We start from the raw sequence: 21,261 nt of genomic DNA, 5'->3' as shown, positions 1-21,261 counted from the left end.
CATGCTGTCACGTCCCCTTTTCCGTTTTGTCCGTGACGATCGGCGCATCAACTTCATGCGCGGCCGTCACATGGGGCTGATCGTTTCGGCAGTCCTCTCCATTGCTTCCGTCATCCTGTTCTTCCAGCCCGGGCTGAAGCTCGGGCTGGATTTCCGCGGTGGCATCATCGTTGAAGCCCAGACCCCCGGCCCTGCCGATTTCGGCAAGCTGCGCGCGGCTCTGGATCATGCCGGCATTCATCCGGACGCCGTGCAGGCATTCGGTTCACCGCGGGATGTCCGCATTTCGATCAATGCTCCGGAAGGTGCGGATCGCGAAGCGCAGACCCAGAAGCTGGTTGATGGCGTCAAGAGCGCCATTTCGGCTGCCGAACCCGGAACGCAGGTTCTTCGTGCCGATGCCGTAGGCGCCTCGGTTTCGTCCGAACTGTTCCGTGATGGTCTGCTGGCGCTTGGCTTTAGCCTTGCAATGATCCTGATCTATGTCTGGGTCCGCTTTGAGCGTGAGTTTGCCATCAGTGCGGTGGTGACGCTCATTCTCGATCTGACCAAGACGGTCGGCTTTTTGGCCATTACGCGCTTCGAATTCGATCTGGTGATGGTTGCAGCCCTGCTCACGATCCTAGGCTATTCCACCAACGACAAGGTGGTGGTCTATGACCGGATCCGCGAGAACCTGCGCAAGTACCGCACGATGCCGCTGCGGGAACTGCTGGATCTGTCTATCAACGAGACCCTGAACCGGACACTCGGCACGTCCATGACGGTCTTTCTGGCCGCCCTGCCGCTTGCCCTGTTCGGGGGCAGCACGCTGACCGGTTTTGCGACGGTCATGCTGTTCGGCATTGTGGTCGGGACGTCTTCGTCGATCTTCATTGCAGCGCCCCTGCTTCTCCTTATGGGTGAGAAGCGGTTGCGCAAGGAAACTGACGCAGGCTGATTACGTCTGTTCCAAGCACAAAAAAACCGGCGTCCCTCAGGGGAGCCGGTTTTTTTGTGTCTGTTCTGCCGGACTTCGTGGGAGCGGCGGTGTCTTCTGCGGAAGATCTGCCAGCAGGTTGGAAAGCGCCTGATCGGCCTGCCGGTTGGCTGACGAGCTTTGCAGCTTCAGGGCGTTTACCGTGGCCTGCTGTGCGGCCTTGTCCAGAGTGACGAGCCGAACCAGTCCCTCGGGGCCAATCTGGCCGGTCATAACCGCGCCCCGTGCCATGCCATGTGCAATCAGATAGGCATAAAGACGCGAGTTCGGCGATGGCGGCAGCCCTGTCATGACAGGGCGTGCCACACATCCGGCCAGAAGGCTTCCTGCTACCAGCAATACGGCTGTAGAGCGCCAGACTGCAGCAGGGGAAGCCTTCAGGTCAGTCATCAGACGCTCTTTTTTGCCAGAAGATCGCGGATTTCCGTCAGCAGAACTTCTTCCTTGGTCGGTGCCGGCGGAGCTGCAGGCGTAGCTTCTTCCTTGCGGTGCAGCTTGCTGAGGATGCGTGTCAGCCAGAAAATGAAGAAGGCGACGATCAGGAACTGGATCACGGCGTTCAGGAAGACGCCGATGTTGACGGTGACAGCGCCCGCCTTCTGGGCTTCGGCCAGAGTGTCCTTGACCGGGCCTTTGAGCGTGATGAAGAGGTTCGAGAAATCGACACCTCCCGTCAGCAGGCCAATGAACGGTGTCAGGATATCCTTGACGGCACTGTTGACGATCGCGCTGAACGCAGCACCGATCACGACACCGACGGCAAGATCAAGCACGTTGCCGCGCATGATGAATTTCTGGAAATCGCCAACCCAGCCCGGGGTGTGCAGTGTATGTTTGGTTTCGCTCATATCAAACCTTTCTCGGTATCCGTGAAACCACGGTCGCAGGCCTGACTTTCGAGCCCGCATTCATTTCAAGGGATAAACGGACTCATATGATCCAGTAAAGGCTACTTTCATCCGACAGCGGTTTCCGTTATATGCGCCTCATGATTCGCTCCGGTCGGCATCGGAGCTTTCTTTATGGAGTAGAAATTCATGAAATCCGGCATCCATCCCGATTACCACGAGATCACCGTCATCATGACCGACGGGACTGAGTACAAGACGCACTCTTGCTACGGTGAACCGGGCGCAACGCTGCGTCTTGACGTTGATCCGAAGTCTCATCCGGCCTGGACTGGCGTCCAGCGCATGATGGATACCGGAGGCCAGGTCGCAAAGTTCAACAAGCGCTTTGCAGGCATCGGTACGCGCACGAAGTAATTCGGCGCCCCTCCTCCCGTCTCCTCTTGAAGGCGGGCAGGTCGGAACCTATCTGGAAAACCAGTCGCGATGCCGTTCGGGTCGCGGCTGGTTTGACCATAGCATTTTGCCATACCGGGAAATGCGCCAGATGATTCCTGCCAGAAGGAGGTTTCAGTGACCTACGATTTTACACCGCTGTTCCGCAGCGCGATCGGTTTCGACCGTCTTGCCAGAATGGCCGGCAGTGTTGCCAACGCCCAGGCAATTCCAAGCTATCCCCCTTACAATATCGAAAAAACCGGCGAGACGAACTACGTCCTGACGATGGCTCTTGCGGGCTTCCGGCCAGAAGACGTGGAAGTTCTTCAGGAAGAGAACACGCTTGTCGTGCGTGGCAGCGTCCCTGAGAACAGCCGTGACCGGGACTGGCTCCATCGTGGCATCGCTACGCGGGCTTTCGAGCGCCGTTTTATTCTGGCCGACCATACGGAAATCGATCAGGCGGATCTGGTGAATGGGCTGCTGTCCATTGCCGTCCGTCAGGTCGTACCGGAAGCTGCCAGACCGCGCCGTATTCCTGTCCGGACAGGATCGGAGCATGTCGCACAGGCAGAAACTGTTCAGGCAGCCTGAACGTCAGAAAGGGAGCGTCCTAAAAGCGCTCCCTTTCTTTTTGGTGCTTGACCACGGCGGTGTCGGTGGCCCATACCCATCTGCATTATCGCAGAGCATCCAGCAGGTGCCGCGATCATATCCCGGGCGGGATTGGTTCCTCGCCGGATACGCCCGATCGGTGCCTGCGGAAGCCGGCTCCATCCGTGTCCCAGCAAGGAACGCACCGACATGACCCTGCCTTTGATGCCCAAGGCCACGGCCGTCTGGCTGATCGAGAAAACCGGTCTTACCTTTACCCAGATCGCAGAATTCTGCGGCATGCATCCGCTTGAAGTTCAGGCGATTGCGGATGGCGAAGTCGCGGCCGGGATCAACGGTTACGATCCGGTCAAGAATCATCAGCTTGCCGAAGCCGAAATCAAGCGCTGTGAGGCAGATACCAACGCACGCCTGAAGAGCATGCCGACGGCCAGCCCCGTGAAGCGCCGTGCCAAGGGTGCGCGCTACACCCCGGTTGCCAAGCGCAATGACCGTCCGGACGCCATCGCGTTCGTCCTGCGTCAGTTCCCGCAGTTGTCCGAAGCCCAGATCGTCAAGCTGCTCGGCACGACCAAGGACACCATTACCAAGGTCCGCGACCGTCAGCACTGGAACAGCGCGAACATCAAACCGCGTGATCCCGTGATTCTCGGCCTGTGCACCCAGACGGATCTGCATGCTGCTGTGACGGCTGCCAACGATCGTCTGGCCCGTGAAGGCCATGCGCTTCCGGTCGTGGACGCCTATGTGCCAGACAGCGACAGTCATGCCTGATTGCGGCATCCGGACGGCCTTGTGAAGGGCTGGTCCGGATGAATGCCTGACGGGCACTGGTCCGCTGCCCGTCAGGCATGATACTGCAATGAAAAGAGTGGAAAGAATCAGTCTCTCCACAACGCCTGACCGTTCTCCGGGACCGGATGCCATGATGACTGACGACAATGCCATGCTGAAACGTCTGCACGAACTGCGCAGCGAGCATCGCGACCTTGATACCGTCATCGAGCGTCTCGTCCATCATCCCCTCAACCAGCTGCAGCTTCAGCGTCTCAAGAAGCGCAAGCTCCAGCTCAAAGATGAAATTTCGTGGATCGAGACCCGTCTCATCCCGGATAATATTGCCTGAATGAGCCAGATCCTCTCCGCCGACGAAACCCTTCAGGACGACATGCCGATCCGTGTTGGTGTGATCATGGGAAGCCAGTCCGACTGGGATACCATGCGCCATGCCTGTGAGATCCTCGACGATCTTGGAATTGCCCATGAAAAGCGGATCGTCTCGGCTCACCGTACGCCTGACCGTCTGGTGGACTATGCGAAGACGGCCCGTCAGCGTGGCCTTCATGTCATTATCGCCGGTGCAGGCGGTGCGGCGCATCTTCCAGGAATGTGCTCCGCCTGGACAAGCATTCCCGTTCTTGGCGTCCCTGTGCAGAGCCGTGCCCTGAACGGGCAGGACAGTCTGCTTTCCATCGTGCAGATGCCGGGTGGCGTGCCTGTGGGGACGCTGGCGATCGGCAAGGCTGGTGCGATCAATGCGGGGCTTCTGGCAGCATCAATTCTTTCGGTTTCAGATAGCGAGGTCATGGCTCGTCTGGATGCCTGGCGGGCAACGCAGACTGCGGCTGTTGCGGATGTTCCGGTCGAATGACGAAGCAGAAGGTTTTTGCTCCCGGCAGCACGATCGGGATCATTGGTGGTGGCCAGCTTGGCCGCATGTCAGCCGTGGCGGCCTCGAAGCTTGGCTTTCATGTTCATGTGCTGAGCACCGAGGCGCCAAGCCCGGCTACGGAAGTCGCGGCGTCGGTAACGGTCGGGGCCTATGACGATCCGGCGGCGCTTGAGGATTTTGCCTCGCGCTGTGATGTCGTGACGTTTGAGTTCGAGAATATCAGTGCCGAAGGGCTGGCTCTGCTGGAGAAGCATCGGCCGGTGCGACCTGCGGGGGAAATCCTGCGGATCAGTCAGGACCGGATTGCGGAAAAGACGCGTCTGTCCGAAATCGGCGTCAGTCTGGCCCCCTGGCGGGCCGTCAATGGCCCCGAGGATCTGGCAGGGCTTGAGACGCTCGGTTTTCCGCTCATTCTCAAGACGACCCGCTTCGGTTACGACGGTAAGGGTCAGTTCCGGGTGTTGGATGCCGAGGCCCTCGCAGCCCTGAAGGATCTGCCCTACCCGCTCGTTGCGGAGAAGATGATCGATTTCGAGCGTGAGCTCAGCGTGATGGTGGTCCGTGGGCTGGACGGAACCGTGCGGTGTTTTGATACAGTCGAGAACCGGCACCGCAACGGTATCCTGGACGTGACGCTGGCCCCGGCCCGCATCATGCCGGACCTTGCGCGTCAGGCGCAGGACATGGCGGCCAGAATTGCCGAGGCGCTGGGGCTGGTGGGGATCATGGGGGTGGAGATGTTCCACGCTGCTGATGGCAGTCTCATGGTGAACGAGATCGCCCCTCGCCCGCATAATTCCGGGCACTGGACCATGGATGCGTGTCTGGTAGATCAGTTCGAGATGCATGTGCGGGCGGTGGCGGGTTTGCCGCTGCCGCCTTCACGTCGGCATTCCGATGCCATCATGCACAATCTGATTGGTCCCGAAGACATGGCGCGTGTTCCGGCCATTCTTGCAACGGACGGGGCATCGCTGCATCTGTACGGTAAGGCCGAAGCGCGTCCAGGACGCAAGATGGGGCATGTAAACACCATCTTCCCGCGTGGTGCCCTTCCTGGAGAACTGGCGCTTGAAGGGCTTGTGCCGCCGCGCGGCTGAGGTTTCAGAGCAGGTTGCTGCGGCGAAAGCTGGTGTGGCGGCCGTTGCCGATGATGAAGTGGTCCGCGATCGTAACGCCGACCACTTCGAGTGCCGCCTGAACCTGCATGGTCATCTGAAGATCGGCTTCCGAGGGCGTGGGATCGCCGCTCGGATGGTTGTGGACCAGAACCAGCGCGGTGGCGCCAATTTCCACAGCGCGTCTGGCGACTTCCCGTGGATAGACAGGCGTGTGGTTGACCGTGCCTCTGGCCTGCGCTTCGTCAGCAATCAGGCTGTTCTTTTCGTTGAGAAACAGGATGCGGAACTGCTCAATGTTTTCCCGCGCCAGACGGGCCGTGAGGTAGTCGAGCAGTTTCTGTTCGTTGTCGAGCACGTCTTCCGGCGGCAGGCGCGCACGATTATAGCGAAGTGCTGCTTCCTGAAGAACACGGATCATGGGCAACATGTGCGTGCCCATATCCGTGATGCTTTCGAGTTCCCGATCTGTGGCGGACAGGACAGCGGCCAGAGAGCCAAAACGCGCCAAGAGATTGTGTGGTAGTGCCGCGCTGCCCGTTTCCCGTCCGGTGAACAGCACGGTCAGGAGATGCAGCAGGGTCGCATCGTCCAGATGCCGCCCCCGCCCCGTCAGCAAGGCAAGCGGCGGTTCTATTTCGGGAAGAGTTTCCGTCAGCGCCGAAATCTGTCGCAGATCGGCTGACGACAGGCCTGTCATGCCATCCGAAAATCCGGTTGTTCCAGCGTTCCTGTCGTCCACCTTACAGCAGCCCTTCCTGACGCAGGCTTGACGGGCGCCCGTCCCCTGCAATGAGTACGTCGTGAAGCGTAATGGACAGGGGACGCATCGCGAAATCCAGTTGCCGCGCTGATTGTGACAGATCTACGGGGCGTTCCTTGGGACGAATGTGAAAACCGATCAGGGCCGTGGCATGCAGTGCGAGGGCCCGGATGGCGATGGCGCGGTTGCGATCCGCAAGACTGTCGGCCTCGGGCGCGGCTTCGTCTGCCAGAAGCCGGTTACGGTTGTCGAGATAGAGCAGCCGGAACTGCCCCGAAACACCGCCCTCAAGTGCCTGATCGAGATAGGCCATGAGCTGTTCCCAGTTGCTCAGTGTCGGGCGTTCACGCTGTTCCGAAGAGGCCAGACGTTCGGCCGCCACTCCTGGAAGGCGCAGCACCCTGATGGTATCATCTTTCAGTCCTGCGGCGCGCAGGGCTTGTGTGGGTGCGCGGAAAACATCCACCAGACTGCCGAAATGGCCGATCAGTGCCTTGGCGAGCGGTTTGGTATCCTTGCGTGGCACACCTGCGAAGAGCAGCATTTCAAGGATTTCGTAATCGGCGAGCGTGTGGGCACCATTGGCCAGCACGCGGGCGCGCATTCTGGCGCGGTGTCCCTGAGGTCCTGTGCCGCGTGTCAGATCGATCCGGGGATATGTGTTGGCCATGACGGTATCTCACTCTATATCGGGAGGGTGCCGCAAGACCTACCCTCCCCTACCCCCGAGTATCTCTCCCGCCTCAACCCGGAGCAGAGACGTGCCATCGAGACAACCGAAGGCCCGCTCCTCATTCTCGCCGGTGCGGGAACGGGAAAGACGCGCGTCCTGACGACGCGGTTTGCCCATATTCTCCTGACGGGCCGCGCCTATCCGAGCCAGATTCTGGCCGTGACGTTCACGAACAAGGCCGCCCGCGAGATGCGCGAGCGTGTCAGTGCGATTCTGGGCGAGCCGGCCGAAGGGCTGTGGCTGGGAACGTTCCATTCGATCTGTGCGCGAATGCTGCGGCGTCACGCGGAATATGTCGGGCTGACGAGCAGCTTCAACATCCTCGATACGGATGACCAGATCCGGCTGCTCAAGCAGGTCATGGAACCGTGGAAGATCGATACCAAGCGCTGGCCGCCGAACCAACTCATGGGGATCATCCAGCGCTGGAAGGATCGCGGGCTGACACCTGACCGGGTGACGCCGGCCGAAGATTCCGATTTTGCGAATGGTCATGCTCTGGCGATTTACCGGGCGTATCAGGAGCGTCTGATTGCGCTCAATACATGCGATTTCGGCGATCTGATGCTGCACATGACGGAGATCCTGCGCAACCAGCCCAATGTTCTGGCGCAGTATCACCGGATTTTCCGCTACATTCTCGTGGACGAATATCAGGACACGAATACGGTTCAGTATCTGTGGCTGCGTCTGCTGGCCAAGCGCGAGCACGGACCATCCAACATCGCCTGTGTGGGTGATGATGATCAGTCCATCTATTCCTGGCGCGGGGCGGAAGTTGAAAACATTCTGCGCTTCGAGAAGGATTTTCCGGGGGCGGAAGTCGTGCGTCTGGAGCGGAACTACCGCTCGACGGCACAGATTCTCGCCGCGGCTGCCGGGCTGATCGCTCATAACGAAGGACGCCTGGGCAAGACGCTGCGGCCCGGACGCGATGATGCGCAGGGGGAGAAGGTCCAGATCATCGGGGTACGCGATTCGGATGAGGAAGCGCGGATTGTGGGGGGTGCCATCGAGCGTCTGCGCGGTGACGGACATCCGCTGTCGGAAATCGCCATCCTGATGCGCGCTGGTTTCCAGACGCGGCCGTTCGAAGAGCGGCTGATGATGATCGGCATCCCATATCGGGTTGTTGGTGGGCTGCGGTTCTACGAGCGCTCCGAAATCCGGGACTGTCTGGCGTATCTGCGTGTACTGTCGCAGCCTGCGGATGATCTGGCGTTTGAGCGGATCATCAATGTTCCCAAGCGTGGCGTGGGTGCCGTGGCCGTGCAGAAGCTGCATGCCCAGGCGCGTGCCCTGCCCGGTCCGCTGACGGCGGCTGTGATCTGGCAGCTTCAGGAAGGGCTGCTCAAGGGCAAGTCGAAGGACGCATTGGACGGGCTGATGGCGGCGTTCCAGCGGGCCAAGGCAACGCTTGAGAGCGAAGGCCATGTGGTGGCCGCCGAACAGCTTCTCGAGGATAGCGGCTATCTTCAAATGTGGCGGGATGACCGCTCCGTCGAGGCGCCAGGGCGTCTGGACAATATCCGTGAGCTTCTGAGGGCTCTTGGAGAATTTGGAACGCTTCAGGGCTTTCTGGAGCATGTGGCGCTCGTCATGGATACCGAGAGCGAGACGTCGGATGACAAGGTCAGTCTCATGACGCTGCATGGCGCCAAGGGGCTGGAGTTCGACACCGTGTTCCTCCCGGGCTGGGAGGAAGGTGTGTTCCCGTCCCAGCGGTCGCTCGACGAGGGCGGCAACCGGGCACTCGAGGAAGAGCGGCGGCTGGCCTACGTAGGGCTGACGCGCGCGCGGCGTCGGGCGATCGTGCTGCATGCGGCGAGCCGGCGGATCTATGCCAACTGGCAGTCCTCGATGCCGAGCCGCTTCATTGAGGAAATCCCGTCCGAATATGTGCAGTTGACGGGACAGGCATTCGAGACGCGCCGGCAGGCCGCAGCGGCACCGTCCATGTTTGCGTCCGGGCCGCTGACCAGTACGCGGCCGCCGGGCTTTCGGGCGCCACGTCCGAAAATTCATGATGTGAAGCCAGCGCCGACGGTCGCCATCGGGACCACGGTGTTTCATCACCGGTTTGGTGAGGGCACGGTGATCGGGGCCGATGGGCCGCAATTGCACATCAATTTTGAAAACGGTGGCGTCAAACGCGTCATGTCAAACTTCGTGGAGATCAGATCGTGATGGCACCCCGCAGCATTGGCCGTCGCCATGCCAGTGCGCTCGAAACCCTGTCCATCACGGTGGAAGAGCCCTTTGTTCCCCTGTTTGAACAGGCCCTGATGTGCGCCTGCGAGACTGTTGGCATTTTCGAGGCCGATGACGCGCAGAAATACTGGCGTGTGGAAGGCGTGAAGGATACGGGCTTCAAGGAAGACGAGCTCGAAAACGCTCTGGCCGTGGCGAGGATGCTGACCGGCTGTGAAGCGGAACTCGAACGCATTCCGACGGAGTCCGAGGGCTGGCTGGCCCGGACCTATGAATCCTTCCCGCAGCAGAATGTCGGCAAGCGTTTTGCCATTCGCGGCACCCATCTGCATGGCGCGCCGGATCAGTCGCGCCTGACGATCACGCTGGATGCGGGAATAGCGTTCGGTTCGGGCGAGCATGGGTCCACGCGCGGGTGTCTGCGGGCACTTGAGATGGTCGCGTATCGCAAGCCGCAGCGTATTCTGGATATGGGTTGCGGGTCCGGCATTCTGGCGATGGCGGCGGCGAAGCTGCTGCACCGTCCGGTTCTGGCCGTCGATATCGAGCCTTGGTCCGTGCGAACGGCGAAGCTCAATGCTCGCCTGAACGGTCAGGGCAATCTGCTGGACTGTCGTTTCGGCAATGGCTGGCAGACCGAGGCCGTGCGCGCCAAGGCGCCGTATGATCTGGTCTTCGCCAATATTCTCGCCCGTCCGCTGTGTCGGATGGCGCAGTCTCTGGCGCTGAACCTTGCGCCGAACGGGACGGCTATTTTAGCCGGTCTGCTTTACAGTCAGGCGCGGATGGTGCTGGCCGCACACCAGCGTCAGGGTCTTGTGCTGGAGCGTATCCTGCGTGAAGGCGACTGGGCCACACTGATCCTGCGCCGTCGCGGCTGATGGGTGTGCCGGGATCATTGCCGTTGATCCGGGACGCTGGACCTGATGACCTGCCGGCTATCCTGCGGATCACCAATGATGCCATTGAAAACACCGATGCGCTCTGGATCACGACGCCTTTTACGCTGGAGCAGCGGCGCCAGTGGTTCAAGGATCGGACGATGCAGGGCTATCCAGTGCTTGTTGCCGTCGATGCGGCTGGCGAGATTGCGGGGTACGGTTCTTATGGGTCTTTCCGGGCCTATGAGGGCTATGCGCAGACTGTCGAGCATTCGGTGTATGTGGCACCTAACTATCAGCGCCGGGGCATTGGCCGGCTGCTTCTGCGCGCGCTAATCGAGCATGCGAAGGCGGCGGATTTTCATGTGATGGTGGCCGGGATCACGGCGGACAATGCGGCGTCCCTTGCCATGCATCGCGAACTTGGTTTTCAGAACTGTGGCACGTTGCCTCAGGTTGGACGCAAGCATGGGCGGTGGCTTGATCTGCTGTTCATGACACTCCGCCTTGACGATATTCATACTGTGGAAAAGGACTTTTCATGACCCTGTCCTCCATCCCGCTCAACGAGCGCCCTGCCCTCGTCCGCAAAGCCTGCAAGGCGCTGGGTGTTGACGGTTTCATCATCCCGCGCGGTGACGAATATCTGGGTGAATATGTTGCTCCCTGCGCCGAGCGTCTGGCCTGGCTGACGGGTTTTACGGGAAGTGCGGGACTGGCGGCGATCCTGCCGGAAACAGCCGCCGTATTCTCCGACGGGCGTTATACGGTGCAGATGGAAGAGCAGGTTCCCCATGATCTGTGGGCGCGTCGCCATGTCGCACTGGAACCGCTTTCCGACTGGCTGGCGGAACACGCGAAGGGGCTGAAAGTCGGTTATGATCCGCGTCTGGTCAGCCGGTCCATGCTGGCCTCGTGGCAGACGGCTGGCGTGGAGCTTGTCCCGCTGCCGCGCAATCCCATCGATCAGGCCTGGACCGATCGTCCTGCGGCTCCAGCCGGCCCGGTCGTGCCGCAGCCGCTTGAATTCTCGGGCGAGAGCAGTGCGGACAAGCGCCGGCGTCTGGGACAGGCGCTGCAGGCAGCCAGACAGGATGCGGCGGTGATTGCGGACTGCACGTCCCTCGCCTGGTTGTTGAATATCCGGGGGAGCGATGTGCCCCTCACACCGGTCGCACATGGCTATGCGGTTCTGCATGCAAATGGTTCGGCAGAGTGGTTTGTTTCCTCGGACCGTCTGACGGATGGCGTGACGGAGGTCTGTGGTGACGGCGTGACGGTTCATGCTCCTTCGGAGCTGGCGGATCGTCTGACGGCGCTCAGGGGCCGGACAGTGCGTGTGGATCCGGTGACAACGGCTGTGTGGTTCGACACGACGCTTGCGGCTGCTGATGTAACGGTCGCGGATGGAACCGATCCCTGCACGCTTCCAAAGGCCGTCAAGAACAGAACTGAGCAGGCAGGTTCGAGGAAAGCTCATGCCCTTGATGGCGTGGCGATGGCCCGCTTCCTGCATTCACTAAAAGTTTCGGGAATCGGACAGCACGAGACGGATCTTGTGACCCGGCTGGATGGGTTTCGTGCCCGCTCCGGCGATTATCGGGAACAGAGCTTTGATGCCATTTCTGCTGTTGGGCCAAATGGTGCTTTCCCGCATTACAGGGCGCAGGTGGGCAAGGATCGCGTTCTGGAAACGGGCAGCGTCTACCTGATCGATAGTGGCGGGCAGTATCCTTTTGGCACGACTGACATCACGCGCACGCTCTGGGTGGGAGATGAGGAGCCGCCGGCTCATATCCGTGAGGCATTCACGCGGGTTCTGAAGGGCAATATCGCTCTCTCCCGCATCCGCTTTCCGCCTGGCACGACCGGTCATCGGCTGGACGTGCTCGCGCGTGCGGCTCTTTGGCAGGTCGGGATGGATTACGATCATGGCACCGGACATGGCATCGGGAGTTATCTGTCGGTCCATGAAGGCCCGCAGAACATTTCCCCTGCTCCCCGTCCGGTGGCGCTTGAGGCTGGCATGATTGTTTCCAACGAACCCGGTTATTATGAGCCCGGACAGTATGGAATCCGGATCGAGAATCTGATGCTGGTGCGGCCGTCTTCCTTTAGGGGAAACAAGGGGACGTTCCTTGAGTTCGAGATCCTCAGCTATACGCCGATCGACCCTCGCCTGATCGATGTTCCGCTGCTCAATGATGCCGAGCTGAACTGGCTGAATGCGTATCATGCCGAAGTTCAGAAACGTGTCTTACCGCAGGTCGAGCCAGAGGTCGCAGACTGGCTGGCGGAGGTCTGCAAACCGCTCGTGCGATAAAGTTGCACGCATAACCTAATTTTTACCTTTCCCAATCATATACAGGACGATGATCGGGAAAGTTCTCCTCTCTGCTGCTGTCACAACGCTTTCAGGCTTGCCCACGGCGTTCGCCTATGATGCGTCCTCCGTCTGTCGTGTGGCAGCGCAGACTGCGGAACAGCAGGCCGGGATTCCGGCGCGTCTTCTCGATGCCATCAGCCGTGTCGAGAGTGGTCGCCGCGATCCTAATGGATCAGCGACTGTCGCCTGGCCCTGGACCGTCAATGCGGCCGGGAAAGGCTATTTTTACGAAAGCAAGGACGAAGCCATTGCGGCCGTGCGGGATTTTCAGGCGCGCGGGATCGTCTCGATTGATGTGGGTTGCATGCAGATCAACCTTCATCACCATCCGGACGCCTTCTTCTCGCTTGACGATGCCTTTGATCCGTTCAGCAATGCCCGTTATGGCGCCCGCTTCCTGTCCGGACTGCACAGCCAGCTTCAGGGCTGGCCTGCTGCGACGGCGGCCTATCATTCCCTGACCCCTGCTCTGGGCGCCGAGTATGCCCGCCATGTGCTGGCGATCTGGAACGGTCAGCCAGATAGCTACCGACCGCCTGACTTTCTGCCGCAGGTCGTGATGACGGCAAACGGTCTGCAGGCCATGCTGCCAGCGTCCAGACCACCCTCCTATTTTGCTGCTGGCAGACAGTCCGGATTTTCTGCGCCTTCTCCGCCGCGTACGGGCAATCTACCATCCGTTCACATGGTGTCCTATGCCCCACCGCCCCGCATCATCCATCACCCGATCAGTGCAGCAGGCGGTGGTATGCCGCAGCAGATGGGCAGGAGCTTGGCGTCCTATCGGGCTATGCCGGTCCGATTGGCCTGGCGTCAGCGCTGATCAGTATCCGGACCAGCCACTTCCGGCTCCGGCATAAGCTCCTCGATGAGACGTGTGGTGTCGAGAAATGGGTGTGCTGCCGTCATCTGGTGTTCGAGCGCACGCGGCAATTCCAAGAAGCAGGGCCAGAGCCACTATCCGAAAATTCATGTCACACCTGCCTTTACACTTTGAAACCGGCGCTTGCGGCAACCCGTACCATTCTGGTTCGTTTTCGAGCTTCATGACCGGAGAAATATCATGAAGTTCCTGTTCTGCCTGATCCTGGGCGCCATGACCGCCCGTGTGTGGTTTCGCGTTCTGGCCAATACCTATTCACGCCCTTCGCTTATCGGAAGCCGGGGTGTCTGAACGGATGCTGCCAAATTCAGAACAGGTCTGACCTGTCAGGGCTGGAGGCATCGAGCCATCCCTGGAGCATGTAAGCTGCAGCTATCTTGTCCACGACCTCGGCGCGACGACCGCGCGTCATGTCGGCATCCTTGATCAGAAAACGGTTGACGGCGCTTGAGGACAGGCGCTCGTCCCATAGACCTGCGGGAATCCCGAGCTTTTCCGACAGGGCCTGTGTCCAGTCCGATGCAGCACGGGCTGCCGGACCAAAAGATCCATCCAGCGATAACGGTAATCCGACGACCAGGGCTCCTACGTCTTGTGCTCGGACGATCTTGGCCAGTTCCTGCGCATTTTCGCCCAGTTTCCGGCGTTTGAGGCCGATCAGGGGGGATGCCAGCATGAGCGAGACATCCGTCAGGGCGACGCCAATGGTCTTCGATCCGGGGTCGAGACCGAGAACGCGCTGACCGGACTGAAGAAGATTACGGAGATCATGTGGATTGAACAGGGGCATAGCACGGCGTTATGATCCCCCTGACGGCTGAAAAGCCACCATAAAATTTCCTCTTGTTCAGGAATATTCATGTCGCTCGACGCGAAAACGGTTACGCGCATCGCCAGACTGGCGAGGATTGGTCTCCAGCCCGAAGAGGTTGAAACTCTCGGGAAAGATATGGGCTCCATCATCGACTGGGTGGAGCAGCTCAAGGAAGTGGACGTCACGGGCGTCGACCCCATGATCGGCACGGGTCTCGCAAAGCCCCGCCTGCGCGAAGACCGCGTTACGGATGGCAACTGCCGTGACAAGGTTCTTTCCAACGCTCCCGAGCGGGAAGGCCCGTTCTATACGGTTCCGAAGGTGGTCGAATAATGTCCGGCATTCACGATTTTACGCTGGCTTCGGCCCGGGACGCGCTCAAGGCGCGCAAGATTTCCGCGGTTGAGCTGACGAACGCCCATATTGACGCGATCGAGCGTCTGGACGGCCAGCTCAACAGCTTCATTACCCGTACCCCCGATCAGGCCCGTGAGGCTGCCAAGGCTTCGGACGAGGCCCTGGCCAAGGGTGAAGGCGGAAGCCTGTGCGGTATTCCGCTGGGCATCAAGGATCTGTTCTGCACGAATGGTGTCCGCACCACGGCAGCCAGCAAGATTCTCGGCAATTTCGTTCCGCCTTACGAGAGCACGGTGACGGCCAATCTTCTCAAGGATGGTGCTGTTTTCCTTGGCAAGCTGAACCTTGACGAATTCGCCATGGGATCGGCGAACCTGACCTCGGCCTTCGGACCGGTGGAAAACCCCTGGAAGCGCAAGGATTCTGACGCAAAGCTGGTTCCGGGTGGCTCTTCGGGTGGTTCTGCGGCGGCTGTGGCGGCCGGGCTTGTCCTGGGTGCGACAGGTACGGATACCGGTGGCTCCATTCGTCAGCCGGCGGCGTTCACGGGTATCGCCGGGATCAAGCCGACTTACGGTCGCTGCTCGCGTTTTGGAACAATTGCCTTCGCAAGTTCGCTGGATCAGGCCGGTCCGATGGCGCGCAATCTTCAGGACTGCGCCATTCTGCTTGAATCAATGGCCGGGTTTGATCCGCGCGATTCAACGAGCGTTGATACCCCCGTTCCGCATTACGAAGCGGCGCTCAAACGCGGTGTGAAGGGTCTGCGCGTTGGTATTCCCAAGGAATATCACGTTGAAGGCATGCCGGCTGAGATCGAGGCCCTTTGGCAGCAGGGCATGACCTGGCTACGCGATGCCGGTGCGGAAATCGTCGAGGTTTCTCTGCCGCATACGAAGTACGGTCTGCCGACCTATTATATTGCGGCTCTGGCCGAGGCGTCTTCCAACCTTGCCCGTTATGATGGTGTCCGGTTCGGTGAGCGTGTCAGTGCACCGACGCTGGATGGGCTGTATGAAGCCAGCCGTGCAGCCGGTTTCGGTGATGAGGTCAAGCGCCGCATTCTGATCGGGACGCATGTGCTGTCATCGGGCTATTACGATGCCTATTACCTGCGCGCGCAGAAGGTCCGCACCCTGATCCAGCAGGATTTCCTCAAGGCTTTCGAGAGTGTCGACGTGCTTCTGACGCCGACCGCTCCTTCCGGCGCTTTTGCGCAGGATGAAAAGCCGAGCGATCCGGTACAGATGTATCTCAATGACGTGTTCACGGTTCCGGCCAGCATGGCGGGTGTCCCTGCCCTGTCCGTTCCAGCTGGTCTGGACGCGCGTGGCGTGCCGCTTGGGTTGCAGCTTATCGGCAAGTTCTTCGATGAAGAGACGCTGATTGCGGCTGGTCATGCCATTGAGCAGGCTGCGGCATTCCATCACAGACCCACCATTCATGCAGGAGTGTCGGCATGAGCTATCGTATCACCGGCAGCACCGGCGAATGGGAAATCGTTGTCGGCCTTGAAGTTCATGCCCAGGTCGTCAGCGAAGCGAAGCTTTTTTCCGGCGCTTCAGCGGAATATGGCGGCGAGCCGAACACGCATGTCAGTCTCGTCGATGCCGGTTTTCCGGGCATGCTTCCGGTTCTGAACCGGGAATGCGTGGCGCAGGCCGTTCGGACAGGTCTGGGGCTTGAAGCCGAGATCAACCTGTTCAGCCGGTTTGATCGCAAGAACTACTTCTATGCCGATCTGCCCACCGGGTATCAGATCAGCCAGTTCGCCCATCCGATCATCGGCAAAGGCAAGGTCCTGGTTGATCTGGCCGATGGCAGCACGCGCGAAATCGGCGTGACGCGGCTTCATCTGGAGCAGGATGCGGGCAAGTCGATCCATGATCAGGATCCGACGCGCTCTTTCATCGACCTGAACCGGGCCGGTGTGGCGCTGATGGAAATCGTCAGTGAGCCGGATATTCGTTCGCCCGAAGAAGCCGGTGCCTATCTGCGCAAGCTGCGCCAGATCCTGCGCTATATCGGCACCTGCGATGGCAACATGGAAGAAGGCTCCATGCGTGCCGACGTGAACGTGTCGGTCCGCAAGCCGGGTGAGACCGAATATCGCACGCGCTGCGAGATCAAGAACGTCAACTCCATCCGTTTCGTGATGATGGCGATCGAGGTCGAGGCGCAGCGTCAGATCGAGGTCTGGGAAGCTGGCGGAACCGTTGATCAGGAAACGCGTCTGTTCGACCATGTGCGTGGCGAAACCCGCTCCCTGCGGAGCAAGGAAGACGCGCATGATTATCGCTACTTCCCGGATCCGGACCTGCTGCCGCTGGTGATCGAGCAGGCTTGGGTTGATGAGCTCAAAGCGGCTCTGCCGGAACTGCCGGAAGCCAAGCGTGCGCGTCTGGAGCAGGAATACGGCGTCAGCCGTTACGAATCTTCTGTGCTTTGCGTGGAACAGGCGATCGCGGATTTCTATGAGACCGTGGCGCGTGGTGCGGATGCCCGTCTGGCAGCCAACTGGATGTTGGGAGATTTTTTCGCAGCGCTGAACCGTACGGGGCGTTCGATCGAGAACAGCCCGGTCAGTGCGGAAGGTCTGCGGGAACTGCTGGGTCTGATTTCCAATTCCACGATCAATGGCAAGATCGCCAAAGAAGTTCTCGAAGATATGGTCGAGACGGGTGATTCCGCCTCTGCCATCGTCGAGCGCAAGGGCCTGCGTCAGGTGACTGACACAGGAGCAATCGAGAGCGCCATCCGCGAAATCTTGACTGCAAACAGCGATAAGGTCGAGGAATACAAGGGCGGCAAGGACAAGCTTTTCGGCTTCTTTGTCGGTCAGACGATGAAGGCCATGAAGGGCAAGGGCAACCCTGCCCTCGTCAACGAAACCCTGAAAAAACTTCTTTCAGAGTAAGGCGAAAAAAAATGTTCTCGGGGGGTTTGACCACGACGCGGTTACCCCCTAAGAACACTCCTGCATACGCCGTGCGAACCGCGTAAAAGAGCGGAGGGGTGGCCGAGAGGCTGAAGGCGGCGGATTGCTAATCCGTTATACGATGCAAGTCGTATCGTGGGTTCGAATCCCATCCCCTCCGCCAGCGCGATCCCAAAAAAGATCCTTACAGCTTTATCGAACATCAATTGGGCTGTTCTGCGTCAGCTGCTTTGCCGGGCTTTCTTCACGGGCTCGGAGCGTGTAGAGGCTGTGCCCCATGTCAGGACATTCCATTCCAGTTTATCTGGCGGGGGATCTGGTTTTCCGTCCGGAAGCCCTCTCCCTTTTCGCGCGACTGAAGTCGATCTGTGCAGAATACGGTCTTGAAGGCGTGGCGCCTTTTGATGGCCAGGCTGAGGCACGTCTTCTTCCTCCCGGGCGGGAAACCATTCTTGCGTTTGTGCGCGCCGATCGTGATCTGATGGATCATTGTGCAGCCGGGCTGTTCTGTATTGACCCGTTTCGTCGTTCTCCCGAAATGGATCCGGGGACGGCCGTTGAAATCGGTTACATGATGGGGCTGGGCAAGCCGATGGAAGCCTATACCGTTGATGGCAGGCTTTATTCCGAAAAAGTCGAGGCTTACTGGCGCGAGGCCTGGAGTGAAAGTCTGCGGGAACGGCCGGCGAGCGATGCGCCGTCTTCAGGCAGCATGGAAGATCCCGACAGCATGTTGGTTCATTCCGAAGGTCTGCTTCAGAACGGTATGGTTGAAGGGTTCATCAACATGGCAGGCGGCCGTGTTTCCATTGACCCGGATTTTTTCCAGGCCTTTCGGAACGCCGTCAAACGCCTCTCAGCACGACTGCATGAAAAAAAACTGACGCTTTAGCGTCAGTTTTTTGCGTAAATGCCCTGCCGACAGCGTGGCGCCAGATTGCAGACATTACAGACGACGGTCATTGAAGGATCGTCGTTGAATGCGCAGGACGCTGGACGTTCCATGGCATAGCCCTGTGGCGGGGGCTCTGTGTGGAACGCTGTTACAATCCGCGTTATCCAGCTCTGGAGTTGCTGTGGAAGCTCATCGCTATGGTTTGACCACCACAGGACGTCATCGGTTGTACGCCCAATCTGCTGTGCAAGCTGGTCAGGAGACCATTGAGTCACTTGCAGAAAATCAGTCAACGTTACACTTGGCACGTTACAGCCTTCCGAAAGTGTAAAACAGAATTATTTCTGTAGGAGGCTTCTGCTTTTCCGTCAATAAATCATCAATGAGAAATTGATAAAACAAAGTAACAGTGTTTTTAAATGGTTAACATTGCGACTTATGGCTTTAAGATTTTTCGAAGAGTAACTTTTAACTCGATTTTATGATCGTGCTTTTCTGCGGAGCATTGCGGTTATTCCTTCTGAGCAGCCGAGCCCAAAGTAGCCCTGTGTTTCAGGAATCGCTGTAATCCGATCTTCCCGATTTTTTCGAGTACCGGTGTACTGAGTCTTAGCAGCCACGGCATCATCAGGCAGGCATGGCCGAAGACCCCGTCTATTCTGGGCAGAAAGATCTCGCGTCCTGATTTTCTACTCGTCCGGACAATCATTCTGGCGACATCACGGGCAGACAGGGGCTGGCTCACAAAGTTCAGGACAGAGCCACCATCCTGCGTTTCCTGCTGCAGCATCTGGGTATCGACCGCCGCAAGAAAGATGGACGAAACCCGAAGTGTTCCGGGCCTGAATTCCAGTGCGAGCGAGCGCGCAAAGCCTCTGAGTCCGAATTTCGTGGCACTGTAAACCGCGCTTCCCTGCAGAGGCATGACGCCGGCAATGGAATTGACGAACATGATATGGCCGCTGGGAGATATTGCGGGAAGCAACTGACTGGTCATGAGTATGGGCGATGTCAGATTGATCGCCATCTGCTCATCGAGGCTGCGCGGCGTGATGTCCCTGGTCGGTTCAGGCTGGATTTTCCCTGCACAGTGAATCAGAAGCTCTACAGGCTTCTTTTTGCGAAGGATCTCGTCGCTGACTGCCTGAAGATCCGCGGGTTTTGTCAGATCACAGAAAACGGCTTCAAATCGGCCGTTTTTTCTGGAAATCTGCTCCTCCGCCTTTGCGGGTTGGCGCGTCAGAAGGATGACGTCCCATCCCTGCTCCAGAAGAAGGGCTGCAATTTCACATCCAATGCCCCCTGTTCCACCTGTCATGACGGCGAGTGATGGTGACGTTGCCCTCTTTCTGATGGAAAAGAGAGTCATGTACTGCGCAGACCGGTCTGAACTGAAAGCGTCGTGAAGTGCATGGTCAACTTTCTCAAAAGAATGGCTGCATCTTCATAACGCCATAGCCCTGCATATCCTATGCTTTTGATCTCCGTGTCTGAAAGTATCCGCAGGGCGTCATTTCATCTGACTGGATTGGACCAGCATTTTTGGAACGCGTTGTGCTCTGGGTAACAGACCGGACCTTTTTCTGGTCACGCCCGGTCTGTCTGGCATCGTCTTTACGACATTGGAAACGGGGGCTGCCCATTGGAGGCGGTGACACCTCCATCTACCGGCATGATGAGGCCCGTAATGTATGCGGCGTCATCGCTTGCAAGGAAAGTAATGGCAGCGGCCATGTCGTCAGGTTCTCCAAGACGTTGTAATGGCACGCGAGCCTCAACGCTGGTAACGAATGCCTCGTTTTTGAGTGCATCTGCTGTCATGGCTGAACGTGTAACAGAGGGACAGATGGTGTTGACACGAACGCCATCCTTGCCGTGATCCATGGCCATCGCCCGTGTCAGGTTCACGACGCCGCCTTTTGCAACATCGTAATAGGCTGTGTTCCAGTCTCCCCGCATGCCGGAGACCGAAGCGGTATTGACGATATTTCCCCTGGTTTCGATCAGCAGCGGCAGGAATGTGCGACTGACGTTCAGAGGACCAGTCAGGGTCGTGGCGCAGACAGTGGCCCATGTTTCCAGGTCACAGTCCAGCACCGTGCCCATGGCGGTCACACCGGCATTGTTCACAAGAACATCCAGCGTTCCAAAACGCGCTTTGACAAAAGCATACAGGGCTTTGACTTGCTCGGGAGAAGAAATATCGGTCAGTGAAGACAGGGCTTGCTGCGGGTTCAGCGCCTTCATGGTGACATCGAGTTTCTCCTTGTCCCGATCAACAAGAATAACCTGCGCACCTTCTGCCAGAAAACGAAGCGCTGTTGCACGTCCGATCCCGGAAGCGGCGCCTGTCACAAGGACCTTTCGGCCGTTAAAGCGTGTCAAACCCTGAATAGGCATGAAAAATATCCTTTATGTCTGAAGACATAAAGTCTCAACCGGGCGAATGGTTGCTGGCAGGAAAGTTAATGATGGTCATGGATCTATCTGATTTCATAGAGCAGGTCGGGACAGTGAGAATTTTTCAAACAATTCAACATTAGGAATCAAATAATATAGAATTATTTATTTCCGATTGTTCTGTGTTTTTCCACGGTATTTTTGAAAATTTTCTAGGGTCTGTTAGCACTTGATCCAGTCTGCAGCAGCAGCGATGTGTATGACGGCAAGGAATGACGCCGCTGTTTTTTCGTATCTGGTCGCGACTGCACGCCACTCCTTGAGGCGCGC

Annotated in this window: 23 protein-coding genes, 1 tRNA gene and 1 pseudogene; 17 read left to right on the top strand and 8 right to left on the bottom strand. The window is 58.7% G+C overall.

The genetic code is table 11. From position 1 onward, the window contains the following. Nucleotide 1 precedes the first annotated feature (1 nt). Nucleotides 2-940, top strand: coding sequence for a protein translocase subunit SecF (gene secF, locus HKD24_RS12560; RefSeq protein ID WP_194260586.1), 939 nt, complete (start codon nt 2-4; stop codon nt 938-940). A gap of 36 nt (nt 941-976) precedes the next feature. Here secF and HKD24_RS12555 read toward each other — a convergent pair whose 3' ends face one another. Both HKD24_RS12555 and mscL read right to left on the bottom strand, forming a co-directional pair. Beyond that, nucleotides 977-1,369: a hypothetical protein gene (locus tag HKD24_RS12555; RefSeq protein ID WP_194260585.1), complete on the bottom strand. Its 393-nt coding sequence runs from the start codon at nt 1,367-1,369 to the stop codon at nt 977-979. Then, the gene (gene mscL / locus HKD24_RS12550) at nt 1,369-1,827 is read right to left on the bottom strand and encodes a large conductance mechanosensitive channel protein MscL (RefSeq protein ID WP_194260584.1); all 459 of its coding nucleotides are present in this window, start codon (nt 1,825-1,827) and stop codon (nt 1,369-1,371) included. Before mscL ends, HKD24_RS12555 begins: the two co-directional genes overlap by 1 nt. A gap of 189 nt (nt 1,828-2,016) precedes the next feature. Between mscL and rpmE the strand changes: the two genes are divergently transcribed. From rpmE to HKD24_RS12520, 6 genes are all read left to right on the top strand, one after another. Beyond that, the gene (gene rpmE, locus HKD24_RS12545) at nt 2,017-2,244 is read left to right on the top strand and encodes a 50S ribosomal protein L31 (RefSeq protein ID WP_062028708.1); all 228 of its coding nucleotides are present in this window, start codon (nt 2,017-2,019) and stop codon (nt 2,242-2,244) included. A 156-nt stretch (nt 2,245-2,400) separates the two neighbouring features. Beyond that, nucleotides 2,401-2,859, top strand: coding sequence for an Hsp20 family protein (locus HKD24_RS12540; RefSeq protein WP_194260583.1), 459 nt, complete (start codon nt 2,401-2,403; stop codon nt 2,857-2,859). A 210-nt stretch (nt 2,860-3,069) separates the two neighbouring features. Beyond that, nucleotides 3,070-3,654: a DUF1013 domain-containing protein gene (locus HKD24_RS12535; protein ID WP_194260582.1), complete on the top strand. Its 585-nt coding sequence runs from the start codon at nt 3,070-3,072 to the stop codon at nt 3,652-3,654. Nucleotides 3,655-3,805: 151 nt separating this feature from the next. Continuing rightward, nucleotides 3,806-4,006, top strand: coding sequence for a YdcH family protein (locus HKD24_RS12530; RefSeq protein ID WP_011253895.1), 201 nt, complete (start codon nt 3,806-3,808; stop codon nt 4,004-4,006). Next, a complete protein-coding gene (gene purE / locus HKD24_RS12525; protein WP_194260581.1) occupies nt 4,007-4,531 on the top strand; it encodes a 5-(carboxyamino)imidazole ribonucleotide mutase in 525 nt (174 codons plus the stop codon). Continuing rightward, a complete protein-coding gene (locus tag HKD24_RS12520; protein WP_194260580.1) occupies nt 4,528-5,652 on the top strand; it encodes a 5-(carboxyamino)imidazole ribonucleotide synthase in 1,125 nt (374 codons plus the stop codon). The genes purE and HKD24_RS12520 overlap by 4 nt, the downstream gene beginning before the upstream one ends. 4 nt (nt 5,653-5,656) lie before the next feature. On the opposite strand, the gene radC is transcribed toward HKD24_RS12520, so the two are convergent. After that, entirely contained in the window at nt 5,657-6,412 is a 756-nt protein-coding gene (gene radC / locus HKD24_RS12515; RefSeq protein WP_407646374.1) for a RadC family protein, read from the bottom strand. A gap of 1 nt (nt 6,413) precedes the next feature. Then, complete coding sequence (locus tag HKD24_RS12510) at nt 6,414-7,103, bottom strand: JAB domain-containing protein (protein ID WP_194260579.1); 690 nt, start codon at nt 7,101-7,103, stop codon at nt 6,414-6,416. A gap of 27 nt (nt 7,104-7,130) precedes the next feature. Here HKD24_RS12510 and HKD24_RS12505 point away from each other — a divergent pair, with 27 nt between their 5' ends. Genes HKD24_RS12505 through HKD24_RS12485 form a run of 5 tightly spaced genes read left to right on the top strand, consistent with a single transcriptional unit; the run spans nt 7,131 to nt 13,467 of the window. Beyond that, nucleotides 7,131-9,353 carry an ATP-dependent helicase gene (locus HKD24_RS12505; RefSeq protein ID WP_194260578.1) on the top strand — a complete coding sequence of 741 codons (2,223 nt, stop codon included), beginning with the start codon at nt 7,131-7,133 and terminating at the stop codon, nt 9,351-9,353. After that, nucleotides 9,353-10,258, top strand: a complete 906-nt coding sequence (locus tag HKD24_RS12500) for a 50S ribosomal protein L11 methyltransferase (RefSeq protein ID WP_194260602.1) — start codon at nt 9,353-9,355, stop codon at nt 10,256-10,258. Before HKD24_RS12505 ends, HKD24_RS12500 begins: the two co-directional genes overlap by 1 nt. Beyond that, entirely contained in the window at nt 10,258-10,803 is a 546-nt protein-coding gene (locus tag HKD24_RS12495; protein ID WP_194260577.1) for a GNAT family N-acetyltransferase, read from the top strand. The genes HKD24_RS12500 and HKD24_RS12495 overlap by 1 nt, the downstream gene beginning before the upstream one ends. Continuing rightward, nucleotides 10,800-12,581 (top strand): aminopeptidase P family protein, encoded by a 1,782-nt coding sequence (locus tag HKD24_RS12490; protein ID WP_194260576.1) that lies wholly within the window; start codon nt 10,800-10,802, stop codon nt 12,579-12,581. The genes HKD24_RS12495 and HKD24_RS12490 overlap by 4 nt, the downstream gene beginning before the upstream one ends. 49 nt (nt 12,582-12,630) lie before the next feature. Beyond that, nucleotides 12,631-13,467, top strand: coding sequence for a transglycosylase SLT domain-containing protein (locus HKD24_RS12485; protein WP_194260575.1), 837 nt, complete (start codon nt 12,631-12,633; stop codon nt 13,465-13,467). Between the two features lie 367 nt (nt 13,468-13,834). Here HKD24_RS12485 and ruvX read toward each other — a convergent pair whose 3' ends face one another. After that, nucleotides 13,835-14,317: a Holliday junction resolvase RuvX gene (gene ruvX, locus HKD24_RS12480; RefSeq protein WP_194260574.1), complete on the bottom strand. Its 483-nt coding sequence runs from the start codon at nt 14,315-14,317 to the stop codon at nt 13,835-13,837. 69 nt (nt 14,318-14,386) lie between these two features. Between ruvX and gatC the strand changes: the two genes are divergently transcribed. From gatC to HKD24_RS12455, 5 genes are all read left to right on the top strand, one after another. Continuing rightward, complete coding sequence (gene gatC / locus HKD24_RS12475) at nt 14,387-14,674, top strand: Asp-tRNA(Asn)/Glu-tRNA(Gln) amidotransferase subunit GatC (protein WP_041112482.1); 288 nt, start codon at nt 14,387-14,389, stop codon at nt 14,672-14,674. Further along, a complete protein-coding gene (gene gatA, locus HKD24_RS12470) occupies nt 14,674-16,161 on the top strand; it encodes an Asp-tRNA(Asn)/Glu-tRNA(Gln) amidotransferase subunit GatA (RefSeq protein WP_194260573.1) in 1,488 nt (495 codons plus the stop codon). The genes gatC and gatA overlap by 1 nt, the downstream gene beginning before the upstream one ends. After that, nucleotides 16,158-17,615 (top strand): Asp-tRNA(Asn)/Glu-tRNA(Gln) amidotransferase subunit GatB, encoded by a 1,458-nt coding sequence (gatB, locus tag HKD24_RS12465; protein WP_194260572.1) that lies wholly within the window; start codon nt 16,158-16,160, stop codon nt 17,613-17,615. Before gatA ends, gatB begins: the two co-directional genes overlap by 4 nt. Before the next feature lie 92 nt (nt 17,616-17,707). Continuing rightward, nucleotides 17,708-17,799, top strand: a tRNA-Ser gene (locus HKD24_RS12460). Between the two features lie 114 nt (nt 17,800-17,913). Continuing rightward, complete coding sequence (locus HKD24_RS12455) at nt 17,914-18,528, top strand: nucleoside 2-deoxyribosyltransferase (RefSeq protein ID WP_194260571.1); 615 nt, start codon at nt 17,914-17,916, stop codon at nt 18,526-18,528. Between the two features lie 514 nt (nt 18,529-19,042). Here the strand turns inward: HKD24_RS12455 and HKD24_RS12450 are convergent. The 3 genes and pseudogenes from HKD24_RS12450 to HKD24_RS12440 form a co-directional block, all read right to left on the bottom strand. Next, entirely contained in the window at nt 19,043-19,900 is an 858-nt protein-coding gene (locus HKD24_RS12450; protein WP_194260570.1) for an SDR family NAD(P)-dependent oxidoreductase, read from the bottom strand. 245 nt (nt 19,901-20,145) lie between these two features. Then, the gene (locus tag HKD24_RS12445) at nt 20,146-20,931 is read right to left on the bottom strand and encodes a meso-2,3-butanediol dehydrogenase (RefSeq protein ID WP_194260569.1); all 786 of its coding nucleotides are present in this window, start codon (nt 20,929-20,931) and stop codon (nt 20,146-20,148) included. A 222-nt stretch (nt 20,932-21,153) separates the two neighbouring features. Then, nucleotides 21,154-21,261 (bottom strand): annotated as a pseudogene (locus tag HKD24_RS12440) (IS5-like element ISMex42 family transposase); the annotation flags it as partial.

The sequence above is a fragment of the Gluconobacter vitians genome (assembly GCF_015244565.1).
GTDB classification, from domain to species: Bacteria; Pseudomonadota; Alphaproteobacteria; order Acetobacterales; family Acetobacteraceae; genus Gluconobacter; species Gluconobacter vitians.
This window is presented reverse-complemented; position numbering and strand designations above follow the sequence as displayed.